Genomic DNA, 26109 nt, shown 5'->3' with positions numbered 1-26109 from the left:
GGCCGGTCGGCTCAGTCCTGGAGGGCCTTGATGAGTTCGTCGCGCAGCTTCGCCGACCGGCGCGGGGTGCGATCACCGACGACGCTCACCGTCATGCCGCCGGCCTGCCCGGTGGCCGGGGTGAAGGCCGAGCCGAGACGTCCGGCGTCGCCCCGCACGCAGAAGATGCGGCGCTCCTGGCACAGGCGCCCCACCTCCGCGTTGACCTGCGGGTCGTTGGTGAGGGCCTGGACGAACCAGACGCCGTCGAGATCGTCCGGTGCGAAGGGCCGCTTGTCGTAGCGCACCTGACCCTGTGCGGCCATCCGGGAGACCCGGATCCCGGCATTGGGGGCGACGACGTGCACCTGGGCCCCAGCCTCGAGCAACCTCACGATGCGCCGTTCGGCGACCCGTCCGGCACCCACGACGAGCACCGGACGGTCCTGCAGGCGCAGGGCCGACATGTACACCGGGGCGCCCTCCCCCAGTCCGGCCTCGTCGAGCGGCTCCCGGTAGCGGTCGACGACGACCCGGGCGAGCTCCTCGCAGTCCCCGATGACCGGGGCGACGCGCACCTCGATCCCCGGGTGGGCGGCCGCCCAGGCGTCGACCTGCTCGTGGAGCCACTCGTCGAGTTTGCCGGTGAACAGGAAGTTGCCGAGGACGAGGATGTGGTCCTGGCCGCGGGCGGCCAGGGCGGACAGCGCCTCGGGCACGGAGGGGCGGGTCACCTGGATGAACGCCGGCTCGACCCGGGCCAGCCCGGACTCCTCCCAGAACATCCGGGTGAGGGTGTAGTGGGCGGCGTTGGCCTCGGCGACGTCGGCCCCGCGTCCGACGAGGACGGCGTCGGTGTCGCGGGCGCGCCAGTCGGAGCCGAGCAGCTCGGTGACCCGGTCGACGAGGACGCGCCGCAGTCGCGGGTCCGGGGACAGCGGCCGCGAGTACACGACCCGCTCCTCGTGGCGTCCCGCGTCGATGGCCTCGGGAATGCCCTGGCGCACGTGCCCACCGGTGTGCAGCATGAGCGGGACGACGACGGCCCGCGGGCTGTCGTCGTCGACGGGCGAACTCTGGCCGGCGATGGCCCGTTCGACGGCCTCGTCGATCCCGGGTTCGGCCAGCTCGACGAAACCGAGTTCGACCGGGGTGCCCGGGAGCATCCGCCGGACCCGGTCGACCAGAGCCCGGCACTGGGCGATGCCCTCGGCGCTCCGGGTGCCGTGGGCGGCGATGACGAGGGGGATTCCTGCCGTGAGATCGTCAGTCATGGGACTCCTTCATCCAGTGGTAGTCGCGGGGGGTGACGAGGAGACGACGCCCGTCCCCTGAGGTGACGTACTTCGAGGTCGACGAGCCGACGACGACGAGGGTCGTCATGCCGACCCAGGACGGGTCGAAGTCGGCGAGGGTCGACATGATGACCTCCTGCTGGCGTCGCTCGGCGTGCGAGACGAGGGCCACCGGGGTGGTCGGCGGGCGATGGTCGGCCATGATCGCCAGGGCATCGGGCAACTGGTGGGTGCGGGTGCGTGACCGCGGGTTGTAGAAGGTCGTCACGAGGTCGCCCTCGGCGGCGGCCCGGACCCGCTTGAGGATGACCTCCCAGTCGGTGTGGAGGTCCGACAGGCTGATCGTCGCGTGGTCATGGCCGAGCGGGGCGCCGAGGATGGCCGAGACGGCCAGTTCGGCGGTGACCCCGGGGATGATCTCGACGTCGATGCCGTCGGTGCCCATCTCGAGGGTGGGAGAGGCCATGGCGTAGATGGCCGGGTCTCCCCCGCAGACGAAGGCGACGTTGGCCCCGGAGCGGGCGGCGTCGATGGCGGCGGCGGTGCGCTCCTCCTCGGTGCCCATCTTCGTGGCGAGGATCGTCGCCCCGGGCCGCACGAGGTCGCGGATCTGCCGGACGTAGGGGGCGTACCCGGCGACGAAGGTGGCGTCCTGGATGGCGCGTACGGCGCGCGGGGTGAGCAGGTCCCGGGAGCCCGGCCCCAGGCCCACGACCGACAGGTGGCCGCGCGCGGGGATGCGGCCCACGGCGATGGTCGCCTCGGTCGTCTTGTGCTTGGGCACCAGGAGCGTCGCCCCGTGGGCCAGGACGGAGGCCTCGGCGACGCTCGGCGTGCCGACCTCGCGGGCGACGACCTGCGAGGGGGTCGGGGCGTCCTGGGCGGCGAGCACCTCGGCGGGCTGGGTGAGGTACTCGACGCCGAGCTCGTGGGCGAGCTTGATGAGCCCGAGTTCCCCGGCCTTGACCTCGTGGCTGGCCAGGATGCTCACCGATCCGCGGGCCAGGCCGGCCTCGCGGAGGGTGTCGTCGAGCAGCTGGCGCAGGTGGTCGACGTCGGTGCCGCTGTTGCAGCCCATTCCCACGACGAGGGAGCGCGGGTGCAGGACGACGGTCGGCAGGTCCTCGACGAAGACCTCACGGTCGGTGACGAGGATGCGGGCGACGGGATCGGCGGCGTCCTCGCCGACATTGCGCGGCAGCGGCGGCAGGGGCCAGGGCTGTTCCCGGACGACCCGCACCGGACGCCCGGCGAGGATGGCCCCGGTGACCGTGGCGACGTCCCCCTCATAGGCCCAGCCGAGCTGGTCGAGGGCGGGCACACCGAGGGAGTCGGTGGCGGTGGAGACGACGGCGGTTCCCCCCAAGGCGGCGCTGATGGTGCGGGCCAGGTCATTGGCCCCGCCCACGTGCCCACCGACCAGCGGGATGGCGAAGTGTCCGGCCTCGTCGACGACGACGACACCGGGATCGGTCTTCTTCGACTCCAGCAATGGGGCGATGATCCGCGTCGTGGCTCCGAGCGCCAGGTGCGAGACGATGAGGTCGCACTCCCCCCAGGCCTTGGCCAGGCCGGTCCGCGAGGGTCCGTCGTAGAGACGGGTGGGCCGACCCAGGGCGTTCTCGATGGCCTGGGCGTGGGTCCGAGCCAGGTCACTGTTGACGACCTGCCCGACGATGGGCTGGCGGTCGGACCCGTCGGGGTTGCGGTCCTGGCCGGGGGCCGGGTCGTCGGGGTCGGGCAGATCGGCGTCCCCGGCGAGGACCGGGCTGACACCGAGGGCCTCCGCGGAGTCGGGGTGATGGGCCAGGACGAGGACGACGTTGGGGCTGGCGATGTCGTGCGGGTCGACGGCTCGCGCGGCGGCCGCGTCGAGCACCCGGACGCGCTGTCCCTCCTCCCCCAGATGTTCGGCCAGGACGAAGGTGCGGTCCAGGCCGCCCAGTCCGGCGACGAGTTCGGGCAGACCCCGTCCCGGGGCGGTGAGGATGCCGACCTTGGGGTGCACCCTGGCCATCCGGATGGCGGTCCCGAGGCCGCCGGCATGGGCACTGACGAGCTGGGCGTCGTCCCAGGGCAGGGCGACGGCGGCGAAGGCCGCCTGCAACGAGGTCGGCGCGGTGACGACCTCGAGGCGCAGTCCCTCGGCGCGCAGGCGTCGGACGACGCCGAAGAAGAGCGGGTCGCCCGAGGCGACGACGACGACCCGGGCGTCCTCACCCAGGGCCCGGATGCGGTCGACCGCCGGGCCGATCCCGCCGAGGACCTGACGACGCGCCTCGCCGACCCCGAGGGCGTCGAGGTGGCGGCGTCCTCCGACGACGAGGTCGGCGGCGTCGACGTCGGATCTCATGGCCTCGGTGATGGTGCCGAGGTAGCCGTGGACGCGGATCATGAGTGCTTCTCCTCCTCGAGCACGCCACGGGTGCCGTGGGCCTTCAGGTCGGCGTGGGCGGCCGGGTCGGCTCCGCGGTACTCGTGGCGGAACCCGGGATGGTAGAGGTGGCTGCGGGTGGCCAGTGGCCCCTCGGCCAGGGCCGGGCCGACGAGGACGACGGTGTGCTTCCACAGCTTGTGCTCGCGCATCGTCTCGGACAGGTGGGCCAGGTCGCAGCGGATCATGAGTTCCTCGGGCCAGGAGACCGAGAAGCCGATGATGCACGGCGTGTCCGGGGGGTAGCCGCCGGACAGGAGGGCCTCCTGGAGGGCACGGTTGCGCGCGGCCGACAGGTAGATGGCCATGGTGGCACCGTGCCGGGCGAAGGATTCGACGGTCTCCCCGTCGGGCATGGGGGTCCGGCCCCCCTCCAACCGGGTGAGGACGAGCGACTGGGACACCTCGGGCACGGTGATCTCGACGTCCATGCGCGCGGCGGCGGCCGAGAAGGCCGAGATGCCCGGGATGGTCTCGAAGTCGATGCCGACCCGACGGCACAGGTCTCGCTGTTCGGCGGTGGCGCCGTAGATGGAGGGGTCGCCAGTGTGCACCCGAGCCACCAGCAGGCCCTCGTCCCGGGCGCGGGTGTACACCGGTTCGAGATCCTCGAGCGGGATCGACGCCGAGTCGATGAGTTCGGCCCCGGGCTTGTGGTCGGCGACCATGTCGGGGTGGACGAGGCTGGATGCCCAGATGATGATGTCGGCGGCGGCGATGACCTTGGCGCCACGCACACTCACCAGATCGGCGGCGCCCGGCCCGGCCCCGACGAAGACGACCTTCCCGCTGGTCGGTGTGCTCACAGTTTTCCTCCCGTGACGGTGCGTTCGGGGACCGACAGAACGGTCGAGAAGTACGGTGCGGTCGCCCCGGCGTCCACCTGGGCCAGGCCGAGCAGGTGCTCGGTGGGCAGGGAGACGTCGGTGCCGAGGACGGCGTCACGCCCACGCGCCCTCATCTCGTCGAGGACCTGCGGCAGGGTGCGTCCTCCCTTGTAGACAGCCACCGAGTCGACGACGTCGAGGACCTCGCCGAGCTTGTCGACGCCGACGGTCGCCGGGACGAGGGCGAGGATCTCGCGGCCCTCGACCAGGGGCGTCCCGGAGGCTGCGGCCAGGGCCTGCATGGCGGTGATCCCCGGGACGAGGCTCACGACGACGTCGGGCATGCGCTCCTCGACGCTGGCGCGCAGATAGGTGAAGGTCGAGAAGACGGCGGGGTCGCCGACGGTGGCCAGGGCGACGGTCCGCGCCCCGGCCTCGAAGGCGGCGACGGCGGCGTCGGCCGACACCTGCCAGGACTCGATCCGCTTGGCACCGATGCCACGTCGTTGCTCCATCGAGAACGGGATCCGACGCAGCTCCCCTCGCATCCGCGGGCAGGCCGCCAGGACGATGGCCTCGGCCCGGCCCGGTCCCTCACCCGACTTCTCGGTGGCCGGCACGAGGACGACGTCGGCCTCCTCGAGAAGGCGTCGCGCCTTGAGGGTGACGAGTTCGGGGTCACCGGGACCCACCCCCACCCCGACCAGGGTCCGTGCTGCACCGACTGTCATGTCGCCCTCCTCAGGTGTCCGCGCCCGATGACGTCACTCGATCGGCGGAGTGTCTGGCTGCACCGCCCCGGGGACGGCTCACAGTGGCGGGACCGCTCCGGAGTGACACCGGATTCCTCCCTGCCCGATCGCAGGACGAGCATAGCGGCAGGGCGTCAGGGGCACGTCAGGGCGTCCTCACCAGCGAGGTCATGGCCACCCGGACCGTCGCGTGGAGGTCATCGACCGACCCCTGCGGATTGCGCAGCACGTGGTCGAGCCCGGCGACGACCGCTGCCCCGAAGTAGGCCTGCGCCACCGTCTCGAAGTCTTCTTGACTACGGTCGACGTCGACCAGCCCGGCCTTGCGTCGGTCCTGGTACACCTCGCCGACGACCTGGGCCACCGGGTCCGTCACCGACCGCCGGAAGCGCTCGGTGACCTCCTGCCAGGGGCGGTCGGCCCGCCACATCTCGGTGAGGATGATCGTCGCCTGCGTGGGGTGCTCGCACACCAGGTGGAGCAGGCTGCCGGTGATGGCGTCGAGGGCGGCGAAGCCCACCTTGCCCTCACGAGCCTCGAGGATGCAGGACAGGGCTCGGTCGGCGAAGGTCTGGAAGATCGCCTCGAACAGCCCGGCCTTCGATCCGAAGGTGTGGAAGATGAGCCCCTTGCTCACCCCCGCGGCCTGGGCCACCTGGTCCATGCTCGTCAACCCGTATCCCTGATCGGCGAAGAGCGGGATCGCCGCGGACATGATCTCGGAACGGGTGCGGTCCCGCCGACCTTGTCGCGTCGTCTTCCCGGACGCCTGTGACTCGACCATGGCCCCGACCCTACTCACACGGCGACCTTGAGCGCCGGATGGAGCGAGGACAGGGTCCAGGTGCGCGACCGGGCGGCGCCGATCATCGAGACCACCAGGCATGCCAGACAGCCCAGGGCGAGGAAGAGCACGGCGGTCCAGAACGGCACCCCCAGGTCTCCGGTGATGGCCTGGCGCAGCCCGGTGACGACGTGGGTCATCGGCAGCCACGGACTCACCGCTCGGTAGAAGGCCGGCGAGGTGGCGACCGGATAGGTGCCGTTGGCCGAGGCGAGCTGGACGATGAGGAGGATGATCGCCAGCAGCCGTCCGGGCGTCCGGAACCAGATGACGAGCATCTGCTGGAGAGCCAGGAAGCACAGGCTGGCCAGGGCGGCCACGCCGAACATGGCGACGAGGTGCCCAGGGTGCAGACCCATGCCCCACACGAGCATCGACACCAGGGCGATCGACCCCATCACCCCGAGAGCGCAGGCGGGCACGTACTCGCGCACGACGATCCGCCGGGCGGACACCGGGGTGAGGAGGTTGCGTCGATTGAGGGGCCGCAGGAGGATCCACAGGATGATGCCGCCGACGTAGAGGCTCACCCCGGCGAAGTAGGGCGCGAACCCCTCGCCGTTGCCGGAGGCCCGGTGCAGCCACGACTGGGACTCCTCGACCGGCTGGGCGACGACCTTGGCGTTGGCCGAGGCCCGGGCGCTGGAGTAGCTGGGTACGGCGGTGGCCGCCTTGGCGTTCCCCGAGGACATGGACGACGCCCCCGAGGCCACCTTGCTCGACCCGGATCTGGCGCTCGCTGCGCCGGTGGCGAGCTGGCTCGATCCGGAGGCCAGGGTTGCCGATCCGGTGTCCAGGCGCCCCAGGCCGTCGGAGAGGGTCCGGCTGCTCTGGGCCAGGGTGGACGCACCAGTGGCGAGCCGGTCGACCCCGCTCGACAGGCTGGAGGCGCCTGTGGCCAGGGAGGACGCTCCGCCGGCGGCGGTCACCAGCGAGCTGTGGAGGGTTGCGGCCCCGGTCGACCACGTCTTCTCCTTGGAGGCCAGCGTCGACAGACCGGCGGTGAGCTGCGTCTGCCCCGTGGCGATCCGCTGCTGGCCTGCGGCCAGGGTGGATGCCCCCGTCGAGGCCCGGGTGAGCCCGGCGGCGGTCGCCGCGGTCCGCTGGTTGGCCTGGAGGGAGCCGAGGAGGGTCGCGAAGGCCTGTTGTTGGGGCGCGCTGAGGGTGGCGGTGAACTGGGCGATGGCTGCCTGCTGCTGGCTCGAGGGGCCCGCCGCGAGGGCGGCGGCGAGCTGGGTGGCTCCGGTGGAGGCCTGGGAGAGCGTGCTCGCCAGGGTCGACGCCGAGGTGGCGGCGGTCTGCTGGGAGTCCGCGAGGGTGGACGAGGAGGACGCGGCCGTCGTCGCGCCGTCGGCCAGCGCGCTCGCCCCTTGGGCCAAGGTCGTCGCGCCGCTCACCGCCGCCGGGAGCCCCTGGGAGAGTCTCGTGGCTCCGGCGGACACCTGCCGTGCCCCGGATCGGGCCTGTTCCAGCTTGCCGGAGAGGGTGCTGGCCCCGTCGGCCAGTGCCGTCGACCCGGTTGCCGCCTCGTGGACGCCACCGGCCAGGGTGGCTGTCCCGGAGGCGAGCTGGGCGGAGGCCGTCGACAGCTTGAGGACGCCGGAGTCGAGGCTGCCGGCCCCGTCGGCCAGGGTCCGTGCCCCGGTCGACGCACCGGACAGTTGGTCATGGATGGACGTGTAGCCCAGGAACAGCTTGTCGGCGAGCTGGCTGCCGAGGGACTGGGAGACGGCGTCATGAATGCGGGTGACGACGGTGGAGACGACGGTGCGCGTCGTGTAGCCGTTGGCGTCGTTGTAGACGACGCGGATCCGGGCTGCCCTCAGGTCGGAGCCGGAACCGGCCAGGGGTGCCGAGAAGCCCTCGGGGATGAGCACCTCGGCGGCGTAGGTGTCGTCGTCGACCCCGTCGCGGGCGGTCTGCGCGGAGACCTCGTGCCAGTCGAAGGTGTCGGTCGACGTCATGGTGTCGGCGACCGTGCGACCGGCGTCGAGCGTCGTCCCGTCGGTCCCGGCGGGCCGGTGTGTCCTCGACGACGAGGGCCACCGGCACGCGGTCGAGGTGGCCGGTGGGGTTCCAGAAGGCAGCGAGATAGATGCCCGAGTAGATGAGCGGGATGAGGACGGCCATGACGATGGCCGCCGGGAAGAAGCGGAACTTGCGCACCTCGTTGAGGGCATGCGGCAGGTGGAGCGTCATGTCAGTTCTCCGGGTGGGTGGTCATGGGCACGGTGAGGACGTCCCCCGGGATGGTGTCGGGATTGGTCGTGGCGGCGACGACGGTCGTCCCGCCGGCGCGGACCCGCTCGAGGCAGTCCCACAGCCGGCGCTGGTCGTCGGGGCCGTGCAGGGCGGTGACGTCGTCGACGCACGGCAGCTCGGGATCGCTGAGGAGGGTGAAGCAGAGGCGCAGTCGCTGGCGGTCGAGGGGGTCGAGCTGCCACACGTGCCTGGCGCGGCCAGGGTGAGCAGGAGCGCCGTGCGGCCCGACCCCTCGGGGCCGAGCAGGGCGGCACAGGAACCCGGGGCCAGCTCGAGGTCGACCGGGCCGAAGACGGCGCCGCGGCGTCCCGACAGGGTCAAGGCGCGCGCGTGGACGAGGGGCTCCGTGGAGGTCATGCCTCCATCATGAAACTGACTGACCGGTCAGTCAAATGCAGACATCAGCGCGCCATCGCGAGGATGCGCTCGACGTCGACGTGCTCCTCGAGAGCGTCGGCCAAGGTGTCGATCATGGCCTCCCGTCGTGCCGCGTAGCCGATCCTCGACCGGTCCGGACGCCACGGCGAGCCCACGTCGTGCGCGGCCTGCTCGAGCCAGGCCCGCCGGAACTCGTCGTGCTCGAAGGCGCCGTGCCACATCGTCCCCCACACCGACCCGACGTGGACGCCGTCGAGGAACTGCTCGGCCGGCTCCATCGGGCGGCACACGCCGTGGTGGATCTCGTACCCGCCGACCTCGATCCCCCGCCAGGACCCCTGCGAGAGGGCGAGGGTCTTGGCGACTCCGAAGTCGACGTCCACCGGCAGCAGGCCGAGCCCCTTGACGACGCTGCCCGGGGCGGCCTCCTGACCGGCGGGATCGGTGATGGTGCGGCACAGCATCTGGTAGCCACCGCAGATGCCGACAACCGGTCGTCCCTGGGCGGCCCGACGGGTGACGACGTCGGCCAGGCCGGTGCGTCGTAGCCAGTCGAGGTCGCTCACCGTCGATCGCGACCCGGGCAGGACGACGACATCGGCCGTCGCGCAGGTGTCCGGACTCGTCGTCACCTGGACGTCGACCCCGTGCTCGCCGGCCATGGCATCGACGTCGGTGGCATTCGAGATCCGGGGGAAGCGCACCACCGCGACCCGCAGCGCCGACGGGTCGACGGCGTCCCCCTCGTGGCGCCAGCGACCGACCTCGAGGGCGTCCTCCCCGTCGAGCCAGACCCCGGGCACCCACGGCAGGACACCGAGACAGTCCATGTCGGTACGCCGGGTGATCTCCTCGAGCCCGGGAGCGAGGATGGCGTCGTCACCCCGGAACTTGTTGATGAGATAGCCCGCGAGCAGGGCGCGATCGGCCTCCTCGAGCAGGGCCCAGGTGCCGTAGAGGGACGCCAGGACCCCGCCGCGGTCGATGTCGCCGACGAGCACCACCGGCAGGTTCCTCGCCCTGGCCAGGCCCATGTTCGTGTAGTCACCCCGGCGCAGGTTGATCTCGGCCGGCGATCCGGCCCCCTCGCACAGGACGAGGTCGTGGGCGGCGGCGAGCTCGTCGTAGGCGGCCCAGGCTGTTTGGGCGAGGTGGCGCCGTCCGGTGGTGTACTGGCCGGCCTCGAGCACCCCACCCGGCTGGCCGCGCAGGACGATGAAGGACCTCCGGTCGGTGCCGGGCTTGAGGAGGACGGGGTTCATCGCCGAGCTCGGCACGACACCGGCCGCCGTGGCCTGGAGGTACTGGGCCCGGCCGATCTCGGACCCGTCGGCACAGACCATGGAGTTGTTCGACATGTTCTGCGCCTTGAACGGGACGACGTCGATCCCGCGACGTCGGGCCGCCCGGCACAGTCCGGTGACGACGAGCGACTTGCCGGCGTCCGACGAGGTCCCGGCGACGAGCAGACCGGTCATCGCGAGCTCCTGTCGTCGAGCGGTCGGGCGGGCCATGGACCGCCGTGGAAGAGCACATGGGCGACGCCGGCCAGGGCGACAACCGCCGCGCCGGTCGCCGCACAGGTCACGGTGCCGACGAGATCGGCAGCTCGTCGCACCGCCGCGGCGTCGGGTCTCGGACCCGATCCGAGCAGCGGACGGAACTCGACTCGGTCACCGTAGTAGACGTTGCGGCCGCCGAGCTGGACGCGCAGGGCCGCCGCCCAGGCCGACTCGCACCAGCCTCCATTGGGGCTCGGGTGGTGGGCGTGCTCGGCCAGGACCGCTCGCCAGGTCGCGGCGCGGTGACCACCGACGGTCGGGGCGCACAGGGAGGCCAGGGCCCCGGTGAGCCGGGCCGGTGCCCAGTCGAGGACGTCGTCGAGGCGGGCGGCCACTGTGCCGAAGCGCTCGTACCGGTCGTTGTGGTGGCCGACCATGGCGTCGAGGGTGTTGGCCCCGCGGTGGACGAGCAGGCCGGGGAGGCCGGCGAGCGCACCCCAGAACACCGACGCGACGGCGGCGTCCGAGGTGTTCTCGGCCATCGACTCGACGGTCCCGCGGGCGATCTCGGAGGCGTCGAGAGCCTCGGGGTCTCGCCCGCACAGGTGGGGCAGGCGCTCCCGTGCCGCGGCCAGGTCGTCGTCGGCCAGGTGGGCGGCCATGGCCCGCCCCTCCCTGGTCAGGGATGCCGCCCCGATGACGGCCCAGGTGACTGCGGCCGTGGTGAGGACACGCGCGAGCGGGCGGTGTCGGGTGAGACGGTCGACGATCGCTCCCCCGGCGGCGAGTGGGGTCAGGCAAGCGGCGGTGAGGACGGCGCCGCGAGACGCCGCATCGGCGTACATGGCCTTCTCCAACCGCCCAGCGGCCGTCCCGAAGAGGGCGACCGGGTGGTGCTCGGCAGGGTCGGCGATGAGACGGTCGGCTGCGACGCCCAGGGCGATGCCAGCTGCCCGGGCGAGCAGGCTCACGGCGGCGCGACGACGAGGGGTGAACGACATGGCGCCACCCTACCGAGGGGACGCGGGGCCGACCCGGCTGGCCGGGACCGCTAGCCTCGTGCAGGTGAGCCGCATCGTCATGGTCAGGCACGGACAGTCGACGTGGAACCGTCGCGGCCGCATCCAGGGGCAGACGATGGGGGTCCCGTTGACGCTGCTCGGACGGCGTCAGGCAGCGCGGGCCGCCCGGCAGGTCCGCGAGTTGGTGTCCCCCGGCACACCGGTCATCGTCTCCGACCAGCGTCGGGCCCGACAGACGGCCCGCCCCATCGCCCGGGCGCTACGGGTGTGCCCGATCCTCGACCCGCGGCTGCGCGAACAGGGTCTCGGCGAGATGGAGGGTCGCGTCGCCGCCGACCTCGATCCCATCCCGGTGCCCGACGGGGTGGACGTCGCCGACGTCCGGTGGGGTGGCGGGGAGTCCCTGGCCGACGTCGCCGACCGCTGCCGGTCGCTGCTGGCCGACCTGGCCGCCGAGGGCAGCGGGGACGTCGTCCTCGTCACCCACGGCGACACGCTGCGGGTGCTCCTGGGCGTCCTCGATGGTCGCAGTCACCGTGACCTCGACTGGGACCTGCCGCTCACCAACGGGATCGTCGTCGTGCGGGACGTGACACCGCCCGGGAACGGCAGCTGAGCGTCCTCAGAGCCATCCCCGATGGCGGGCGGTGACCGCCGCCTCGGTGCGATTGGCGGCCCCGGTCTTCCCGATCGCCGAGGACACGTGATTGCGCACCGTGCCCACCGACAGGTGCAACCGGGACGCGATGAGGGCCATGGACGCCCCCGACTCGGCCAGGCGCAGGATCTGCTGCTCCCGGTCCGACAACGGGTTGTGCCCCTCGATGAGGGACTCGGCAGCGAGTGCCGGGTCGATGACCCGGCCGCCGGCGTGCACCGTCCTCACCGCGCGGGCCAGTTCCCCGGCAGGGGTGTCCTTGACGAGGAATCCGGCCACGCCGGCGTCCATGGCTCGCCGCAGGTAACCGGGCCGACCGAAGGTCGTGACGATGAGGACCCGGCACCACTCGGCCCTGAGGGACAGCTGTGTCGCGACGGTGATGCCGTCGCCGCCGGGCATCTCGATGTCGAGCAGGCAGACGTCGGCATGGGTGCTCGTCACGAGGTCGACGACCTCGTCCCCCCGACCACAGGTGCCGACGACCTCGAGGTCGGCTTCCATGCCGAGCAGGGCGGCCAGGGCGCCCCGGACGAGGGCCTGGTCGTCGGCGAGCACGAGCCTGATCATGAACTCAGCCTGTCACGAGGATCCGGGTGCCGCGACCGCGGTCCCCCGGGCCGATCCACAGCTCTCCCCCGGCCGTCTCCACCCGTCGGCGCATGCCGGCCAGGCCGTTGCCCTCCGCAGCGTCCCCCCGACCGCGTCCGTCGTCGGTCACGGCCAAGGTGTCGTCGGTCACCTCGATCCGGCAACTGTGCGCCTGCGCGTGGCGCACGACGTTCGTCACCGCCTCGCGCAGCACCCAGCCACGCACGGTGTCGAAGCTCGATGCAGCCCCGGTGCGCTCATCGATGACCTGGCAGGTGACGTTGCCTGCTTGCAGGGCCGTGCGGGCAGCAGTGAGTTGGGAGTCGAGGGAGACCTGTCGCATCCCGGCGACGAGCTCGCGGACCTGGCGCAGGGATTCACGGGACAACCCGTGCAGGGCACGGGCCTCCTCCGCGGCGGCGTCCGGGTCGCAGCGGACGAGGCGCTCGACGAGTTCGGCCTTCATGGCCATGACGGTGAGGGTCTGGCCGAGCAGGTCGTGGACGTCCGAGGCGATCCGCTCGCGCTCCTCGAGCCGGGAGACGAGGTCCTGGTCGGCCGCCCGAATGATCTGGGCCCTCGTACTGCTGCGGTGAAGGAACCCGAGAACGCTGACGACGCCGACCGAGATGGCGGCACCGATCGTCCACGGGGCGGCAGGCGGGTCGACGAGGAGCAGCGTGCCCACCGCGGCGGTCTCGATGACGATGACCACGACGAAGGCTGCCAGGGGCAACTCGAAGATGGCGAACGCGACGGGATAGGCCAGGGTGACGATCCCGGCTGCCGGGCTCGCGACCGTGAGCAGCCCGCCCAGGGCGAGGATCGCCACGAGGCCGACGAGGGCGCCGAGCCTCACCTTGCCCGTCGTGAACCACAGGTACAGGCCGTTGGCATTCCACCAGAAGAGGCCGAGGTAGGTGGCGGCGAAGACGGCCAGCCCGACCCATCCCAGCGTCGCCCGCCACATCGGCGGGCGCGAGGCGACGAGCGCGATCGCGGCGTCCGCGAGGAAGATGAGCCAGATCCCTGACTCCAGGACACTGCGACGCCGGCTGGCCAGCGTGGCCCTGGGCAGGGACCTGACGATGACCCCCATGGCCTCCTCCTCACCGCTCCTGACGCCGGCGACCCGCCATGACGGCCAGGGCGCCGAGGACGATCGTCCAGACGACGATACCGACGATGGGGCGCCACAACGGCTCGGCCACCATCGAGTTCCCCGACGTGATGTACGAGCCCATGATCGGGACCCGTGCCAGCTGGTTGGGGCCGTACATCGGCGTGAACCGGGCCAGCTTGAGCATGAACCCGCTGAGCGGCACGAACATGTTGCCCAGGAAGGCCAGGGCGACGATGCAGAAGGCGCTGATCGAGGTCGCCGACTCGCTGCGCACGAGGAGCGCCATCGTCAGTCCGAGCAGGGTGAACGGCATGGCGCACACCCAGCACAGCAGGAGGGTCCACAACCATCTCACGCCGTCGATGTGGGCGCCGGTGAGGGCCCCCACGAGGAAGACGAGCACGACGGGGGCCAGGGCGACGCACTCGACCGCCATGGCCTTGGCGACGACGTAGCGCAGCGGGGTCATGGGGGTGAGGGCCAGTTGCCGGCCCCATCCGCGTTCCTGTTCGAGGGCGGCCTGCGATCCCAGGGAGCTGGCCGACACGATGGCCCCGTAGGCCGCCATGGAGGCCATGATGACGGCCTTGACGTTGCCGTGGTCGAGGTCGGCGTCGTCGAACGACTGGGCGGCCCCGAAGATGAGGTAGAAGCCGACCGGCATGAGGATCGCGAAGACGATGGTGCCCGTGTTGCGCACCATGCGACGGAAATCGAGAAGGGCGTAGGTGATCATGCTGCAGCCTCCGGGGCGTCGGACGAGGTGAGGTGGACGAAGGCGTCCTCGAGGGTGGTGGTCGAGATGAGCAGGCCGCGGGCGTCGGTGGCGGTGAGCAGGTGCCGGGCGAGGTCGTCGGGCCGGTCGGTGCGAACGACGAGACGCTGCCCCTGGACGGTGACGTCGAGGATGCCGTGTCGTCCACGCAGTGACGCCGCCTCGGCGGCCGGGTCGTCGAGGGTGGCCTCGACGGTCGATCCGGTGACGGAGGCGCGGACCTCGTCGATGGGACCGTCGGCGACGATCCGTCCGCCGGAGATGAGGACGACCCGACGGGCGAAGGAGTCGGCCTCCTCGATGTAGTGGGTGGCGAACATGATCGTCCGGCCGGCGTCGGCCTCCTCGGCCATGACCTGCCAGAACCGGCGTCGCGACTCGACGTCCAGGCCGGTCGTCGGCTCGTCGAGGACGAGGATCTCCGGGTCGGGGATCATGGCCAGGGCGAACCGCAGGCGCTGCTGCTGGCCACCCGAGCACTTGCGCACCTTGGTGCCGGCGAAGGAGGCCAGGCCCCAACGGTCGATGAGCGGAGCCACCCGGGAGGCCTTGCCGTGGGTGGCGGCGATGGCCTTCATCGTCTCGGCCACGGTGAAGTCGGGCAGCAGGCCACCGGTCTGGTACACCGCCCCGACCCGACCCGATCGGGCGGCCTGACGGGGATCTGAGCCGAGGACGGCGACGGTCCCGCTGTCGGGGCTCGTCAACCCGAGGATCATGTCGATGGTCGTCGACTTGCCCGCCCCGTTGGGGCCCAGGAAGGCGACGACCTCGCCCCGGTCGATGGTCAGGGACAGATGGTCCACGGCGACGAGCCTCTCCTGGCCGCCGGGTCGCCGGAAACTCTTGACGAGGTCCTGGACGTGGATCGCTGCGTTCTCCATGGATCCAGTGTCCCGACGGGACCCGCCGAGGCGACAGGGGATGACGTCACGACCTGCCCATGACATTCGTCACGGCCACCGGCCCTCCCGCCACGGAACCCCGCGCAACTGCATTGCGACCGCCCTGAGAGCACGCCGGCAGGAGTTCCGCGGTGAATCGTGGCGGTGCACCCGGTCGCCGAGCGCTCGGCGAGGCAGGATCGTGCCATGGACAGGTCACGGATCCACGTCGTGCGGTCGGACATCACGACCGTCGCGGTCGACGCGGTGGTCAATGCCGCCAATTCCGGTCTCCTCGGGGGCGGCGGGGTCGACGGCGCCATCCATGAGGCGGCCGGCCCCGACCTCGACCGGCAGTGTCGGGCCCTGAGGTGCAGCGCACTGCCCGACGGCTTGCCCACCGGGAGGGCCGTGGCCACCGGGGCCGGGAGGATGGACTGTCGGTGGATCATCCACACGGTCGGCCCGATCTGGGGCGGATCCTCCCGCGACGAGACCCTTCTGGCCTCCTGCTACCAATCCAGCCTGGCGGTCGCCGCGACCCTCGGGGCCCGGTCGGTGGCCTTCCCGACAATCTCCGCCGGGGTCTACGGGTGCCCGATGGACATCGCCACCCGGGTGGCGGTGCAGTCCTGCCTGAGGGCGTCGACCAGCGTCGAGGAGGTCCTCCTCGTCGCCTTCAACGACGCCGCGGAGCGGGGCTACCGCGAGGCCCTCACCTGACGAGCACCTGGTTGGACCACGACCCGGACAGCGGTTTCGGATCGGTCCACGAACCGTCGGCCGCGATGGTCCAGGACTTCGCACGACCATCGGCATCGACCTCGACGGCCACCGGGTGCACGCCGTCGATGGCACCAGCCGCCGTGACGCTGGAGCCGGCTGCCACCTTGAGGTCGAAGGCGCGAGCCGACCCGAGGACAGGGGCTGCACCGGATCCCCGCGTCAGGGGATGGGCCGTCGCGCTGCCGTCACGATGCCGCGCGATGAGCATCTGGGTGGTCGGGTCCGAGGGAACCGGGGAGACCAGCAGATCGGTGACGTCCGACCACCCCGTGGCGACCTGGGTGGGAGCCCCTGTCCCGGTCTTCGTGATCGTCCGGGCGGTGAGGGCACCAGCCTCGTCGACGGACAGCAGGACGGCAGGATGGACGGCGGTCGCCCTCTGCACCGCGAGCGGGCGGCCCTGCCAGCCGTGGCCGATCTCGACGACCTGGGAGAACTGCCCCTGGGCCAGACCCAGCTCGAGCAGGAGCTTGCCCGAGTTCGTCCGTGACACGAGGTCTGCTGCCTTGTCGCCGTTGATGTCACCGACCTGGCTCACCCAGTTCGTGTCTCCCCAGCCCACGCTCGTCGGCTGGGCCGTACCCAGCCCGGCGCTCGAGCCGGGATGAAGGATCATCGCCGAGGCACGAACGGCCAGGACGTCGGCGAACCGGTCACCGGTGACGTCGCCGTCCGCGCCCGAGGGGGTCGGTGCCCAACCATCCTTGAGCGGAGCCGGCATCTGGCCCTTCATGGACAGTTTCGCGCCGTCGGCCTCGAGCACCTTGGTGACATTGAAGGTCGCCGGATGAACACGCCCGAGTGGGCCGCGGGCCGCTTCGGTGAGCGCGTTCTGGAACGTCTTCGTCGCAAAGCCTCGGGAACGGTCGGTGATCTCGGGGAACCGGTCGTGGTTGACGGTGTCCATGGCATAGTCGATACCGGCAGTGGCGAACTCGAGGACCCCTGCCCCCGATGGGGCCGTGTAGTACGTGAGGTCGTGGAAGTCGGAGTGCCTGATCTTGCCGCTGTAACACGTCACCGGGGAGTGAGCGGCGATCTCAAGATTCTCCGGCATGAGGCCGGGGACGTAGTACACCCGGTCAGGTTCGTGACGGATGAGACCGGGCAGCCGCTCGCCCTTGACGACGCCGGTGCCGGCGAAGGCCCAGAAGGAGGGCTCCTCGATCCTCAGCGGGTCGACGAGCTTGTTGCACGTGTACCGGGAGCCGTGCAGCGACTCCATGTCACTCGTCGTGTAGTTGCCGGTGCCCGTACCCAACGTGGCGTGAGGATCCTCGCGGACGTCCTTGTAGATCTCGAAGGTTCTCATGCTGGGTTGCCAACGGATGTGCCACCACATGATGTTGCCGGTGACGGCGACGAAATTCGTCCCACGATCGCGCATCTGGGTCCACCACTGCCTCCGGGCGGTGGGCCAGTACTCATCATGATCCGGCTCGACGATCGTCGTCGCCCCCGGGTACGCCTTGATTCCGCCTCGGTCGAGGTCGACGTCGGTGAGGTAACCCAGGTCCAGTCCGGTCTGCTCGGCACGCACAACGGCAGCTCGCGACCACGCAAGGAACCGATCCGTGGCGCCGGTGTCGTACGGACGATCATAGGTCACCCATCGTGAGCGCGTCGGGAAGTTCCACGAACCCGCCCCAGAATATGCGGAATATCCACCGAATCTGTTGTAGGACTGCCATGTCGTCGTCGAGGACACCATGACCGTCCGACCAGCCACGCTCGCAGATCGGATCATGAAAGGAATCGGGTAGCGCTGGGTGGCCGAGGCCTCGATCATGAGGATGTACGCACCCTCGGGCCAGCCCCTCGTGTCCATGGTGAGGCTGTCATGCCACCCGGAGGCGTCCACCATGTTGAGGGTCCGGCCATCAGGGGTCTTGTCGCGCAACACATGGCGAGGCTGCTTGGTCGCGGGCTGCCAGGGCGACCGCGCCACGAGCCGGGCGCCCTTGCCTCCGTACCACCCGACCCGGAAAGCACTCACCCTCTGCCGCGGGCCGATGACGTTGTTGATCCGCAATGTCACCGGCTGACCGGGAAGCACCGAGGTCGAGGTCGTGTAGCCCCCGAGCTTCATCACCGGAGCGATCTTCTTCATCGGGACGTACCACTCGGTCGTGCCCGGCTTGCGGTTCTCGTCCTTGACCCAGCCCCGCGGAGGGGCGGGGACCGATGGTACCGCGGTGGGCGAGTCATTCACCGTCGAGGTCGCCCCGGCGAGCGACCGCGGTTGCGACTCGTGACGCACCAGACCCTTCCATGAGGGGTAGGACAGGCCAACCACCGCCAGCCCGAGGACGACCACAATTGAACTCACAATGACGACACTGCGTTTTCTCAGCATCCTGCGAGTGCCCCGATCACCGTGATTCACATCGTCATGATATACGACGAATCCCGCACCTACTCACCGGGGGGTGCCCTTGGCCGACGCGTTCTGACGCCGCATGACGAGGACGACGACCACGACGACCAGGGCGATGGCCACCCAGTTCGCGACCTTCGCGTAGCCTCGCAGGGCGCTCACCGCCGGGGCCCCGATCGCCCAACCCAGCGCGAGGAAGCCGAGGTTCCACAGGGTCGCGGCCAGGAAGTCCAGGGCGACGAAGGTGCGCGCCCTCATCCCGGAGGCGCCGGTGAGGACGAAGACGACCGGCATGATCGGCAGCGGGATGGGCACGTACGCGACGAGGATCCCCAACCATCCGAGCTTGTCGGCCCATCGTTCTGCGCGAGCATACGTCCGCGCCGACCGGTCCGACGCCCCGGCCCAGACCTCGATCATCCCGCGGCCCCAGAGCTTTCCGGCCCACCAGTACACCCAGTCGAGCTTGATCGACATGAGCGAGCCGAGCAGCAGCCACCACACCCAGCCGTGAGCCTGCCCCACCGAGACGAGCGCCCCGGTGGCGGTCGCCCCGGTGCGAGACCCGGTGAGCCCCAGCATGACCGGGGCGTCGAGCCCGAGCAGCCACCCCTTGAGAGGCAGCATGGCCAGCGAGAAGACGCCGAGGAAGGCGATCCAGCCCATGCACCAGTAGTCGGCGCGACCGGGCTTGTGCTTCCACGGCATGCCCTCGTCGTCCCACCAGGGCCGCTCCTCGGCGTCGATGACATGCCCGGTGGCGACGTCGTCGTGCGGGGTGGTGGGGTCCGAAGCCATGGCGCCCAGAGTACCGGGAGGGCCGGTCCGGCTCGGCTGCGTCAGGACTCGTCGGCGAGGCGCTGGAGGTGGTCGGCGAGGACGACGGCGTGGTTGTGCTCCCGGTCGGCCGCGCCGTAGAGCAGCGTGACGACGTCCTGACCGGCCCATCGAGCGACGTCGTCGGCCGGAACGGGTGACTCCTCGAGCTCGGTCCGGTAACGCTCGGCGAAGACGTCGAAATCGAGGGCGCCGTGGTGGAACTCCCGCCGCAACTCGGTGCTCGGGGCCAGGTCCTTGGCCACCTCGTCGAGCCGGGCGGCGTCCTTGCTCACCCCGCGCGGCCACAGCCGGTCGACGAGGACGCGCAGACCCTCACCCGAACCGGCCTGACCCGAACCGGAACGGATGTCGTCACGGATGTTGGCGGTGCGGAAGGTCGTCATGGGACCACTGTGTCATCCGCCGGACGCGGACGACACAGCCCTCGACGGATTGCGCGGGAAGACGAACCTCCACGGAACTGTCGTACCCATGGCCTACGGTGAATGGCACAGTCGGACTGACAACGAGAGGAGGGTGACATGATCCGTTTCGACTCGGTGACGAAGCGCTACCCGGATGGGACCGTGGCCGTCGACGGGTTCAGCCACGTCGTACCCTCCCACGAGCTGCACGTCCTCCTGGGGTCCTCGGGCTGTGGCAAGACGACCCTGCTGCGGATGGTCAACCGGATGGTCGACCCGACCAGCGGCGCGGTCTGGATCGACGACGAGAACGTCGCCGACCTCGACCCGGTGGCCCTGCGACGCCGGATCGGGTACGTCATGCAGTCCGGGGGCCTGCTGCCGCACCGGACCGTGCTCGACAACGTGGCGACCGTTCCCGTCCTCACCGGGGTCGGGCGACGCCGGGCCCGGACCGCCGCGCTCGGATTGCTGGAGCGGGTCGGGCTCGATGCCCAGCTGGCCTCGAGGTACCCCTCCCAGCTGTCGGGAGGGCAGCGTCAGCGGGTCGGCGTGGCGCGTGCCCTGGCCGCCGATCCCCTCATCCTCCTCATGGACGAGCCCTTCGGAGCGGTCGACCCGGTGGTGCGCACCGAGCTCCAGCAGGAGCTGTTGTCCATCCAGGCCGATCTGGCCAAGACGATCCTCTTCGTCACCCACGACGTCGACGAGGCCTTCCTCCTCGGCGCCCGGGTCCTCGTCATGACCGAGGGCGGGCACGTCGCCCAGGAGGGGACGCCGGACCAGATCCTCCTGCACCCAGCCGACGACTTCGTCGACAGCTTCATCGGTGGTCCGCGCAGACACCTGGCGGTGCGACGCGACGGCGGCACGACGACCGTCGTCGACGCCGACGGACACCTCGTCGGGCGTCTCGACGCCGCGGAGTCGGCGTGAACACCCGCTGGATCGCCACGAACTGGGCCCAGATCTGGCAGCTCACCGTGAGCCATCTCGTCCTGGCGGTGGTTCCCCTCGCGGTGAGCCTGCTCACCGCCGTGCCCCTGGGCTGGTGGTCGCACCGCAATCGGATCGCCCGCAGGGTGCTGACGACGAGTTCGGGCATCCTCTACGCCCTGCCGTCCCTGCCACTGTTCGTCGTCCTGCCGTTGATCCTCGGCACGAGGATCCTCGACCCCCTCAACGTCGTCGTCGCCCTGTCGATCTACGGCGTGGCGCTGCTCGTCCGTACCGCCGTCGACGCCTTCGACTCGGTCGGTCGCACCGTGAGGTCCGATGCCGTCGCGGTGGGTCACTCCCCCGGCCAGGTCTTCTGGAAGGTGGCCCTGCCCCTGGCCGGACCGGCGCTGCTCGCCGGTCTGCGGGTGGTGTCGGCCTCGACGATGTCGCTGGTGTCGGTCGGGGCACTCATCGGGGTGCCCTCGCTGGGGTACTTCTTCACCGATGGTTACCAGAGATCCTTCCCCACCGAGATCTGGGTGGGGATCGGGGGGACCCTGCTGCTCGCCGTCGTGCTCGACCTCGCCCTCGTGGCCGCCGGGAGGATCATCATGCCGTGGACGAGGAGGACAGCATGAACCAGTTCGCCCTCACCCTGACATGGCTGTCGAACGGCTCGCACTGGGTCGGCGCCGACGGCCTGGCGACCCGGCTCCTCGAACACCTCGAGTACACCGCCCTGGCGGTGGTCATCGCGGCCGTCCTGGCGGTCCCCGCCGGACTCGTCATCGGGCACACCGGACGCGGCCGGACGGCGGCGGTCGCCCTCACCGGGGCGCTGAGGTCGCTGCCCTCACTGGGCCTGCTCACCCTCCTGGCCGTCGCGACGACGTGGGGAATCACCAGGCCGGTCGTCCCGGCGACGATCGTCCTGGTCCTGCTGGCGATCCCGCCCCTGCTGGCCGGATCGTACTCAGGGGTCGAGGCGATCGACCCGGACGTCGTCGACGGGGCCCGGGCGTGCGGCATGTCGCCCCGCCAGGTGTTGGCGCGGGTGGAGATCCCGCTGGCCACGCCGCTGCTTCTCGGCGGGCTGAGGTCCGCCGTGCTCCAGGTGGTCGCGACGGCGACGATCTGCTCCTACCTGGGGATGGGCGGACTGGGCCGTCCCATCCTCGACGGCCTCGCCGTCTCCGACTATCCCCAGATGCTCGCCGGGGCGATCATCGTCATCGCCCTGGCGTTGCTGCTCGACCTCCTGTTGTCCCTGGCCGGACGCGTCGCCACCGGACGTGGCGTGCGCACCGCCCTCGCCCTCGACTGAGAACACCCACCCCACCGGAAGGCCCCGATGATGACCCGACCTCTCACGACCGACCTGTCCCGCCGATCCCTCCTGGCCGCTGCGATCCTCGCGCCCCTCGCCGCCTGCTCCTCCCAGGACCCGCTGTCGAGCTCGGCGTCACCCTCGGCCGGGGGCAGCGCGGTGACGGTCGGCTCGGCCAACTTCGCCGAGTCACAGATCATCGCCGAGATCTACGCCGCCGCCCTGGAGGCCAAGGGTCTCACCGTACGACGCCGGATGCAGATCGGAGCCCGCGACGTCTACGTCAAGGCCCTGCAGGACGGGTCGATCGACCTGGTGCCGGAGTACAGCGGCAACCTGCTCCAGTATCTCGAGCCGGGAGCCAGTGCCTCGGACGAGTCCTCGGTGATGTCCGCCCTGACCAAGGCCGCCGCGGGCCGCAAGCTCGCCGTGGGCAAGCCGTCAGCCGCCCAGGACGCCGACTCGTGGTGCGTCACCTCGCAGTTCTCGGCGAAGCACTCGGTGACCTCCCTGGCCGATCTGGCGAAGGTGTCCGGCACCCTTCGCGTGGGCGGCAATCCCGAACTCAAGGAACGCCCGTACGGGCCGAAGGGGCTGACGTCGGTGTACGGCGTCCCGGCCAGCCGGATCTCGTTCACCGCGCTCAGCGACTCCTCCGGTCCGCTGACCATCAAGGCGCTCACCTCGGGCTCGGTCGATCTCGTCGATCTGTACACGACGACCCCGGCGATCAAGGAGAACGGCCTGGTCGTCCTCAAGGATCCCAAGCACCTCATCGTCCCGCAGAACGTCGTCCCGCTCATGACCTCGGCCGTCGACGCCAAGGCCAGGCAGGTCCTCGACGCCGTCTCGGCCAAGCTCACCACCGACGACCTCATCGCGATGAACTCCCGCAACCAGGGCGACGAGAAGGCCTCGGCCCAGACGGTCGCCAAGGACTGGCTCAAGGCCAAGGGACTGGGCTGATCAGCCCTTGAGACCCGAGGTCGCCAGCCCCTCGATGACCCGCTTCTGCATCGTGAAGAAGAGGATGAAGATCGGGGCCATGGCCATCGTCGACGCCGCCATCATGAGGGCGTAGTCGCTGGCGTGCTGCCCGGCCAGGGTGGCGATTCCGACGCTCAGCGGCATCGACTCCTCGCGGGTGGTGACGATGAGCGGCCACAGGAGGTCGTTCCACGACCACAGCACCGTCGTGATCATCACCGCGAAGAGGCTCGGATTGACCAACGGGAACATGACCCGCCAGAAGGTCTGCCAGGGATTGCACCCGTCGAGGCGCGCCGCCTCCTCGAGCTCGACCGGCAGGCTCATGAAGGCCTGTCTCATGAGGAAGGCGCCGAAGGCGGAGAAGAATCCCGGCAGGACGATCCCCCACGGTGTCTCCAGGAGTCCCAGGCCCTGGATGACCTTGTACTGACCGATGAGGTACGACTGTCCGGGGACCATGAGAATCGCCAGGAGCAAACCGAAGAGGACCGTCCTTCCCCGGAACTGCATGCGCGCGAACGCGTAGCCAGCCATCGAGCACAGGACGAGCTGGACGACCGTGCGCAGCACGGTGATCTCGACCGACACCCAGAACTGGTGGAGGAACGGGAGCTTGGTGAGAACGTCCGAGTAGTTGCTCCAGTGCAGGCTCGACGGGATGAAGGTGGGCGGCACCGACTGGATCTCCAGATTCGTCGACAACGACATGAGGATCTGGTAGACGAAGGGGAACACCATGCACAGTCCGCCGAGAACGAGCAGGATGTGGACGCCCAGGTACCGTCGCTGGGAGACGTGCGACCTGCGCGCCGACATGCGCGCCACCGCCTCGGCGGTCTCGACCTCAGACATAGTTCACCCACCTCCGCTGCCCGATGAACTGGACGAGCGTGACGATCGCGACGAAGACGAGGATAACGACCGCGATGGCGGCTCCTGCTCCTTGGTTGCTGTCGACGAAGGCCTGTCGATAGAACAGTGACACGAGCGACCGCGTGCTCGGCTCAGCTGGATTGAGGGCGCCCATCATGGCGTAGAGGGCGTCGAACAACTGGAACCCACCGATCGTCGTCATGATCGTGAGGAAGAAGATCGACGGCGTGAGCAGAGGCACGGTGACCCACCGGAACTGCTTGAGCCCGGTGGCGCCGTCGATGGACGCCGCCTCGTACAGTTCCCTCGGAATGGCCTTGAGCCCACTCGAGAGGATGATGACGTTGAACCCGATCGAGCACCACAGGCCGAACACGGACACCGCGACGATGGCCCATCCTGAGGTGACGATCCAGTACGGAGGGTTGCTCACCCCGATGGCTCGAAGGAATTGGTTGAGCAGACCGAAGTTCCCGTTGAAGATGATCTTCCACACCTGGGCGACGGCCATCGGCATCGCCAGATAGGGCAGGAAATACACCATCCGGTAGACGCTCTTCCCGCGCAGCCCGGGCAATTCGATCATCGAGGCGATGGCCACCGACAGGGGCACCCCCAGAAGGACCACGATCGTGTACAGCAGCGTGTTGCCGATCGCGGACCCCAGCCCGGGATCGGTGAACAGATCCCGGTAGTTGGCCAGCCCGACGAACTCGGGATCACCGCCGAAGGCATTGGTCTGCTGCAGCGAGGTGATGATGTTCTTGACGATCGGCCAGTAGTAGAACACGGCCACACCGAGCATGAGCAGGCCGATGAAGAGGACCGGCCAGGCACCGACGGAGGTGGGAGAGCCCCGGCGACGTCGACCCCTCGGCCGAGCCGAGCCGGGGCTCGGGGCGCCAGTGACGCCCCGAGCGCCAGCTGTCGACATCACTTCTCCTTGGCCAGGGCCGCATTCATGAAGTCGGCCATCTGCTTGGCCGCGGCGGCGATGGTGGTCTGCCCATCGAAGGCCGGGACGAGGATCTCGGCCTCCTTGTTGGCCCACACATCGGTGTTCTTGCTCACCGGATACGGCTGGGCGTAACTCGTCGCGGCGTCGATGAAGAGCTTGACGTCCCACTTCGGGTACGACTTCACCCACGCGTCCTGGGTGCCGTTGAACGCCGGGATCGCGGTGCCATTCCTCGCCTCGACCTCATGGGCGGCCTTCGAGCTCATGTGTGCCGCCAGGGCGATGGCCGCGGCCTTGTTCGCCGACTTCTTCGACACGGCCCAGGCCAGGCCATGGATGACCGTGGCCTGCTTGTCCTTGCGCGGCAGCTCGACGACGCCGAACTGGTCCTCCTTGCCCTTGAGATCGTTGGCCAGCTCGGACGCCGTCCAGTCGCCGGCCCAGAACATGGCCGACTTCCCGTTCTCGAACATGACGTCGGGCTTGGTGTCGGTGACGATCTTCGCCGAGGCGACCGAACCGTCCTTGATCCAGTCGGCCCAGCACTGAAGCCCCTCGATCGACTTGGGATCGTCGTATCCGGACTTGCCGTCCTTGATGATGAACCCACCCGCCTGGAGGATCGTGTTGTAGTAGGTGCCCTGGCCGTCACCGTTGATGGTGGTGGCACAGCCGTAGATGCCCTTCGACCTGCCCCAGTCCGAAATCTTCTTTGCCTTGGTGTGGAAGTCATCCCAGGTCCAACCGGCCTTGGGCTCCTCCACTCCTGCCTGCTTGAAGATCGCCTTGTTGTAGAACACGCCGATGGTGTCGTAGTCCTTGGGGATGCCGTAGTGCTTGCCGTCGTACGTGTAGAGGTTGACGAGTGCCTTGGGGTAGTTGTCCCACGAGACCCCCTGTGAGGTCACCGAGTCCAGGGGCTCGAGCATGTCGTTGGACGAGTACAGCTGGATGTTCGGTCCGTTCATCCACAGGACGTCAGGCAGGTCCCCGCCCTGAGCCTGGGTCTTGAGCTTCGTCCAGTAGTTGGCGTAGGCCGTGAGGTTCGTCTTGATGGTGATCTTCGGATACTTCGCCTTGAAACTCTTGATGTTCTCCTGGATCGTCGGGGTCTGGTTCTTGTCCCAGTACGCCAGCGTGAGTTCAGCGGTGGTGCCGGCGTCGATGGTCGACGACGTCGACGACGATCCACCCGACTTCGATCCGCACCCGGTGACAGCCATGGCGGCGAGCGTTGCTGCACCGGCCAGGAAACTGCGCCTCTTCATGGTCTCTCCTTGATTTCTCTC

At 70.0% G+C, this 26109-nt stretch carries 25 protein-coding genes and 1 riboswitch; of the genes, 6 read left to right on the top strand and 19 right to left on the bottom strand.

All coding sequences use genetic code 11. The features are described from left to right. Nucleotides 1-11 precede the first annotated feature (11 nt). The 9 genes from E0E30_RS01525 to E0E30_RS01485 all read right to left on the bottom strand — a co-directional run bounded on the left by E0E30_RS01525 (nt 12) and on the right by E0E30_RS01485 (nt 11274). On the bottom strand, nt 12-1253 hold the full coding sequence (locus E0E30_RS01525) for a CbiX/SirB N-terminal domain-containing protein (protein WP_130864794.1): 1242 nt from the start codon (nt 1251-1253) through the stop codon (nt 12-14). Beyond that, entirely contained in the window at nt 1246-3669 is a 2424-nt protein-coding gene (cobJ, locus tag E0E30_RS01520; protein WP_130864793.1) for a precorrin-3B C(17)-methyltransferase, read from the bottom strand. The genes E0E30_RS01525 and cobJ overlap by 8 nt, the downstream gene beginning before the upstream one ends. Further along, complete coding sequence (cobM, locus tag E0E30_RS01515) at nt 3666-4514, bottom strand: precorrin-4 C(11)-methyltransferase (protein ID WP_130864792.1); 849 nt, start codon at nt 4512-4514, stop codon at nt 3666-3668. The genes cobJ and cobM overlap by 4 nt, the downstream gene beginning before the upstream one ends. Continuing rightward, nucleotides 4511-5266, bottom strand: coding sequence for a precorrin-2 C(20)-methyltransferase (gene cobI, locus E0E30_RS01510; protein WP_130864791.1), 756 nt, complete (start codon nt 5264-5266; stop codon nt 4511-4513). The genes cobM and cobI overlap by 4 nt, the downstream gene beginning before the upstream one ends. Before the next feature lie 26 nt (nt 5267-5292). After that, nucleotides 5293-5410: riboswitch (cobalamin riboswitch) on the bottom strand. Between the two features lie 22 nt (nt 5411-5432). Then, a complete protein-coding gene (locus E0E30_RS01505) occupies nt 5433-6071 on the bottom strand; it encodes a TetR/AcrR family transcriptional regulator (protein WP_167853849.1) in 639 nt (212 codons plus the stop codon). A gap of 14 nt (nt 6072-6085) precedes the next feature. Continuing rightward, nucleotides 6086-8095, bottom strand: a complete 2010-nt coding sequence (locus E0E30_RS01500; protein WP_130864789.1) for a YhgE/Pip domain-containing protein — start codon at nt 8093-8095, stop codon at nt 6086-6088. 236 nt (nt 8096-8331) lie between these two features. After that, entirely contained in the window at nt 8332-8577 is a 246-nt protein-coding gene (locus E0E30_RS01495) for an ATP-binding cassette domain-containing protein (protein ID WP_130864788.1), read from the bottom strand. A 217-nt stretch (nt 8578-8794) separates the two neighbouring features. Further along, nucleotides 8795-10249: a cobyric acid synthase gene (locus E0E30_RS01490; RefSeq protein ID WP_130864787.1), complete on the bottom strand. Its 1455-nt coding sequence runs from the start codon at nt 10247-10249 to the stop codon at nt 8795-8797. Then, complete coding sequence (locus E0E30_RS01485) at nt 10246-11274, bottom strand: cobalamin biosynthesis protein (RefSeq protein ID WP_130864786.1); 1029 nt, start codon at nt 11272-11274, stop codon at nt 10246-10248. Before E0E30_RS01485 ends, E0E30_RS01490 begins: the two co-directional genes overlap by 4 nt. A gap of 64 nt (nt 11275-11338) precedes the next feature. Here E0E30_RS01485 and E0E30_RS01480 point away from each other — a divergent pair, with 64 nt between their 5' ends. Next, nucleotides 11339-11911 (top strand): histidine phosphatase family protein, encoded by a 573-nt coding sequence (locus E0E30_RS01480; protein ID WP_130864785.1) that lies wholly within the window; start codon nt 11339-11341, stop codon nt 11909-11911. A 6-nt stretch (nt 11912-11917) separates the two neighbouring features. On the opposite strand, the gene E0E30_RS01475 is transcribed toward E0E30_RS01480, so the two are convergent. The 4 genes from E0E30_RS01475 to E0E30_RS01460 are packed head-to-tail and all read right to left on the bottom strand — an operon-like array spanning nt 11918 to nt 15326. After that, nucleotides 11918-12523: a response regulator transcription factor gene (locus E0E30_RS01475; protein WP_130864784.1), complete on the bottom strand. Its 606-nt coding sequence runs from the start codon at nt 12521-12523 to the stop codon at nt 11918-11920. Between the two features lie 4 nt (nt 12524-12527). Next, a complete protein-coding gene (locus E0E30_RS01470) occupies nt 12528-13643 on the bottom strand; it encodes a sensor histidine kinase (RefSeq protein WP_130864783.1) in 1116 nt (371 codons plus the stop codon). Between the two features lie 10 nt (nt 13644-13653). Then, nucleotides 13654-14403 carry an ABC transporter permease gene (locus E0E30_RS01465; protein WP_130864782.1) on the bottom strand — a complete coding sequence of 250 codons (750 nt, stop codon included), beginning with the start codon at nt 14401-14403 and terminating at the stop codon, nt 13654-13656. Continuing rightward, nucleotides 14400-15326 carry an ABC transporter ATP-binding protein gene (locus E0E30_RS01460; protein WP_130864781.1) on the bottom strand — a complete coding sequence of 309 codons (927 nt, stop codon included), beginning with the start codon at nt 15324-15326 and terminating at the stop codon, nt 14400-14402. Before E0E30_RS01460 ends, E0E30_RS01465 begins: the two co-directional genes overlap by 4 nt. A 207-nt stretch (nt 15327-15533) precedes the next feature. On the opposite strand from E0E30_RS01460, the gene E0E30_RS01455 reads away from it, so the two are divergent. Next, nucleotides 15534-16049 (top strand): O-acetyl-ADP-ribose deacetylase, encoded by a 516-nt coding sequence (locus E0E30_RS01455; protein ID WP_130864780.1) that lies wholly within the window; start codon nt 15534-15536, stop codon nt 16047-16049. Here the strand turns inward: E0E30_RS01455 and E0E30_RS01450 are convergent. The 3 genes from E0E30_RS01450 to E0E30_RS01440 form a co-directional block, all read right to left on the bottom strand. Next, a complete protein-coding gene (locus E0E30_RS01450; protein ID WP_130864779.1) occupies nt 16042-18441 on the bottom strand; it encodes an FG-GAP repeat domain-containing protein in 2400 nt (799 codons plus the stop codon). The two genes, E0E30_RS01455 and E0E30_RS01450, sit on opposite strands and share 8 nt — an antisense overlap. Before the next feature lie 90 nt (nt 18442-18531). Then, nucleotides 18532-19287: a VTT domain-containing protein gene (locus tag E0E30_RS01445; RefSeq protein ID WP_130864778.1), complete on the bottom strand. Its 756-nt coding sequence runs from the start codon at nt 19285-19287 to the stop codon at nt 18532-18534. Nucleotides 19288-19328: 41 nt separating this feature from the next. Next, nucleotides 19329-19712 carry a DUF488 domain-containing protein gene (locus tag E0E30_RS01440; protein ID WP_130864777.1) on the bottom strand — a complete coding sequence of 128 codons (384 nt, stop codon included), beginning with the start codon at nt 19710-19712 and terminating at the stop codon, nt 19329-19331. A 138-nt stretch (nt 19713-19850) separates the two neighbouring features. Between E0E30_RS01440 and E0E30_RS01435 the strand changes: the two genes are divergently transcribed. Genes E0E30_RS01435 through E0E30_RS01420 form a run of 4 tightly spaced genes read left to right on the top strand, consistent with a single transcriptional unit; the run spans nt 19851 to nt 22965 of the window. After that, nucleotides 19851-20669 (top strand): ABC transporter ATP-binding protein, encoded by an 819-nt coding sequence (locus tag E0E30_RS01435; protein ID WP_130864776.1) that lies wholly within the window; start codon nt 19851-19853, stop codon nt 20667-20669. After that, nucleotides 20666-21310, top strand: a complete 645-nt coding sequence (locus tag E0E30_RS01430) for an ABC transporter permease (RefSeq protein ID WP_130864775.1) — start codon at nt 20666-20668, stop codon at nt 21308-21310. The genes E0E30_RS01435 and E0E30_RS01430 overlap by 4 nt, the downstream gene beginning before the upstream one ends. Then, nucleotides 21307-21996: an ABC transporter permease gene (locus E0E30_RS01425; protein ID WP_130864774.1), complete on the top strand. Its 690-nt coding sequence runs from the start codon at nt 21307-21309 to the stop codon at nt 21994-21996. The genes E0E30_RS01430 and E0E30_RS01425 overlap by 4 nt, the downstream gene beginning before the upstream one ends. Nucleotides 21997-22023: 27 nt before the next feature. Beyond that, entirely contained in the window at nt 22024-22965 is a 942-nt protein-coding gene (locus E0E30_RS01420) for an ABC transporter substrate-binding protein (RefSeq protein WP_411913978.1), read from the top strand. Here the strand turns inward: E0E30_RS01420 and E0E30_RS01415 are convergent, their stop codons facing one another. Genes E0E30_RS01415 through E0E30_RS01405 form a run of 3 tightly spaced genes read right to left on the bottom strand, consistent with a single transcriptional unit; the run spans nt 22966 to nt 26088 of the window. Next, nucleotides 22966-23841, bottom strand: coding sequence for a carbohydrate ABC transporter permease (locus E0E30_RS01415; protein ID WP_130864772.1), 876 nt, complete (start codon nt 23839-23841; stop codon nt 22966-22968). It lies immediately after the preceding gene. Next, entirely contained in the window at nt 23834-24796 is a 963-nt protein-coding gene (locus E0E30_RS01410) for a carbohydrate ABC transporter permease (protein ID WP_130864771.1), read from the bottom strand. Before E0E30_RS01410 ends, E0E30_RS01415 begins: the two co-directional genes overlap by 8 nt. Then, complete coding sequence (locus tag E0E30_RS01405; RefSeq protein WP_130864770.1) at nt 24796-26088, bottom strand: ABC transporter substrate-binding protein; 1293 nt, start codon at nt 26086-26088, stop codon at nt 24796-24798. The genes E0E30_RS01410 and E0E30_RS01405 overlap by 1 nt, the downstream gene beginning before the upstream one ends. Between the last annotated feature and the right edge of the window lie 21 nt (nt 26089-26109).

Origin of the sequence: Acidipropionibacterium timonense (genome assembly GCF_900605005.1) — a bacterium.
In the GTDB taxonomy this organism is placed as follows: domain Bacteria; phylum Actinomycetota; class Actinomycetes; order Propionibacteriales; family Propionibacteriaceae; genus Cutibacterium; species Cutibacterium timonense.
This window is presented reverse-complemented; position numbering and strand designations above follow the sequence as displayed.

What these genes read in the sequence shown, in the direction of transcription:
- E0E30_RS01415 (WP_130864772.1), bottom strand. Translation starts at nt 23,841, where the DNA reads ATGTCTGAGGTCGAGACCGCCGAGGCGGTGGCGCGCATGTCGGCGCGC.
- E0E30_RS01525 (WP_130864794.1), bottom strand. Translation starts at nt 1,253, where the DNA reads ATGACTGACGATCTCACGGCAGGAATCCCCCTCGTCATCGCCGCCCAC.
- cobJ (WP_130864793.1), bottom strand. Translation starts at nt 3,669, where the DNA reads ATGATCCGCGTCCACGGCTACCTCGGCACCATCACCGAGGCCATGAGA.
- E0E30_RS01505 (WP_167853849.1), bottom strand. Translation starts at nt 6,071, where the DNA reads ATGGTCGAGTCACAGGCGTCCGGGAAGACGACGCGACAAGGTCGGCGG.
- E0E30_RS01405 (WP_130864770.1), bottom strand. Translation starts at nt 26,088, where the DNA reads ATGAAGAGGCGCAGTTTCCTGGCCGGTGCAGCAACGCTCGCCGCCATG.
- E0E30_RS01485 (WP_130864786.1), bottom strand. Translation starts at nt 11,274, where the DNA reads ATGTCGTTCACCCCTCGTCGTCGCGCCGCCGTGAGCCTGCTCGCCCGG.
- E0E30_RS01460 (WP_130864781.1), bottom strand. Translation starts at nt 15,326, where the DNA reads ATGGAGAACGCAGCGATCCACGTCCAGGACCTCGTCAAGAGTTTCCGG.
- E0E30_RS01475 (WP_130864784.1), bottom strand. Translation starts at nt 12,523, where the DNA reads ATGATCAGGCTCGTGCTCGCCGACGACCAGGCCCTCGTCCGGGGCGCC.
- cobI (WP_130864791.1), bottom strand. Translation starts at nt 5,266, where the DNA reads ATGACAGTCGGTGCAGCACGGACCCTGGTCGGGGTGGGGGTGGGTCCC.
- E0E30_RS01420 (WP_411913978.1), top strand. Translation starts at nt 22,024, where the DNA reads ATGATGACCCGACCTCTCACGACCGACCTGTCCCGCCGATCCCTCCTG.
- E0E30_RS01435 (WP_130864776.1), top strand. Translation starts at nt 19,851, where the DNA reads ATGATCCGTTTCGACTCGGTGACGAAGCGCTACCCGGATGGGACCGTG.
- E0E30_RS01410 (WP_130864771.1), bottom strand. Translation starts at nt 24,796, where the DNA reads ATGTCGACAGCTGGCGCTCGGGGCGTCACTGGCGCCCCGAGCCCCGGC.
- E0E30_RS01470 (WP_130864783.1), bottom strand. Translation starts at nt 13,643, where the DNA reads ATGGGGGTCATCGTCAGGTCCCTGCCCAGGGCCACGCTGGCCAGCCGG.
- E0E30_RS01445 (WP_130864778.1), bottom strand. Translation starts at nt 19,287, where the DNA reads ATGGCTTCGGACCCCACCACCCCGCACGACGACGTCGCCACCGGGCAT.
- E0E30_RS01500 (WP_130864789.1), bottom strand. Translation starts at nt 8,095, where the DNA reads ATGACGTCGACCGACACCTTCGACTGGCACGAGGTCTCCGCGCAGACC.
- E0E30_RS01440 (WP_130864777.1), bottom strand. Translation starts at nt 19,712, where the DNA reads ATGACGACCTTCCGCACCGCCAACATCCGTGACGACATCCGTTCCGGT.
- E0E30_RS01490 (WP_130864787.1), bottom strand. Translation starts at nt 10,249, where the DNA reads ATGACCGGTCTGCTCGTCGCCGGGACCTCGTCGGACGCCGGCAAGTCG.
- E0E30_RS01465 (WP_130864782.1), bottom strand. Translation starts at nt 14,403, where the DNA reads ATGATCACCTACGCCCTTCTCGATTTCCGTCGCATGGTGCGCAACACG.
- E0E30_RS01425 (WP_130864774.1), top strand. Translation starts at nt 21,307, where the DNA reads ATGAACCAGTTCGCCCTCACCCTGACATGGCTGTCGAACGGCTCGCAC.
- E0E30_RS01455 (WP_130864780.1), top strand. Translation starts at nt 15,534, where the DNA reads ATGGACAGGTCACGGATCCACGTCGTGCGGTCGGACATCACGACCGTC.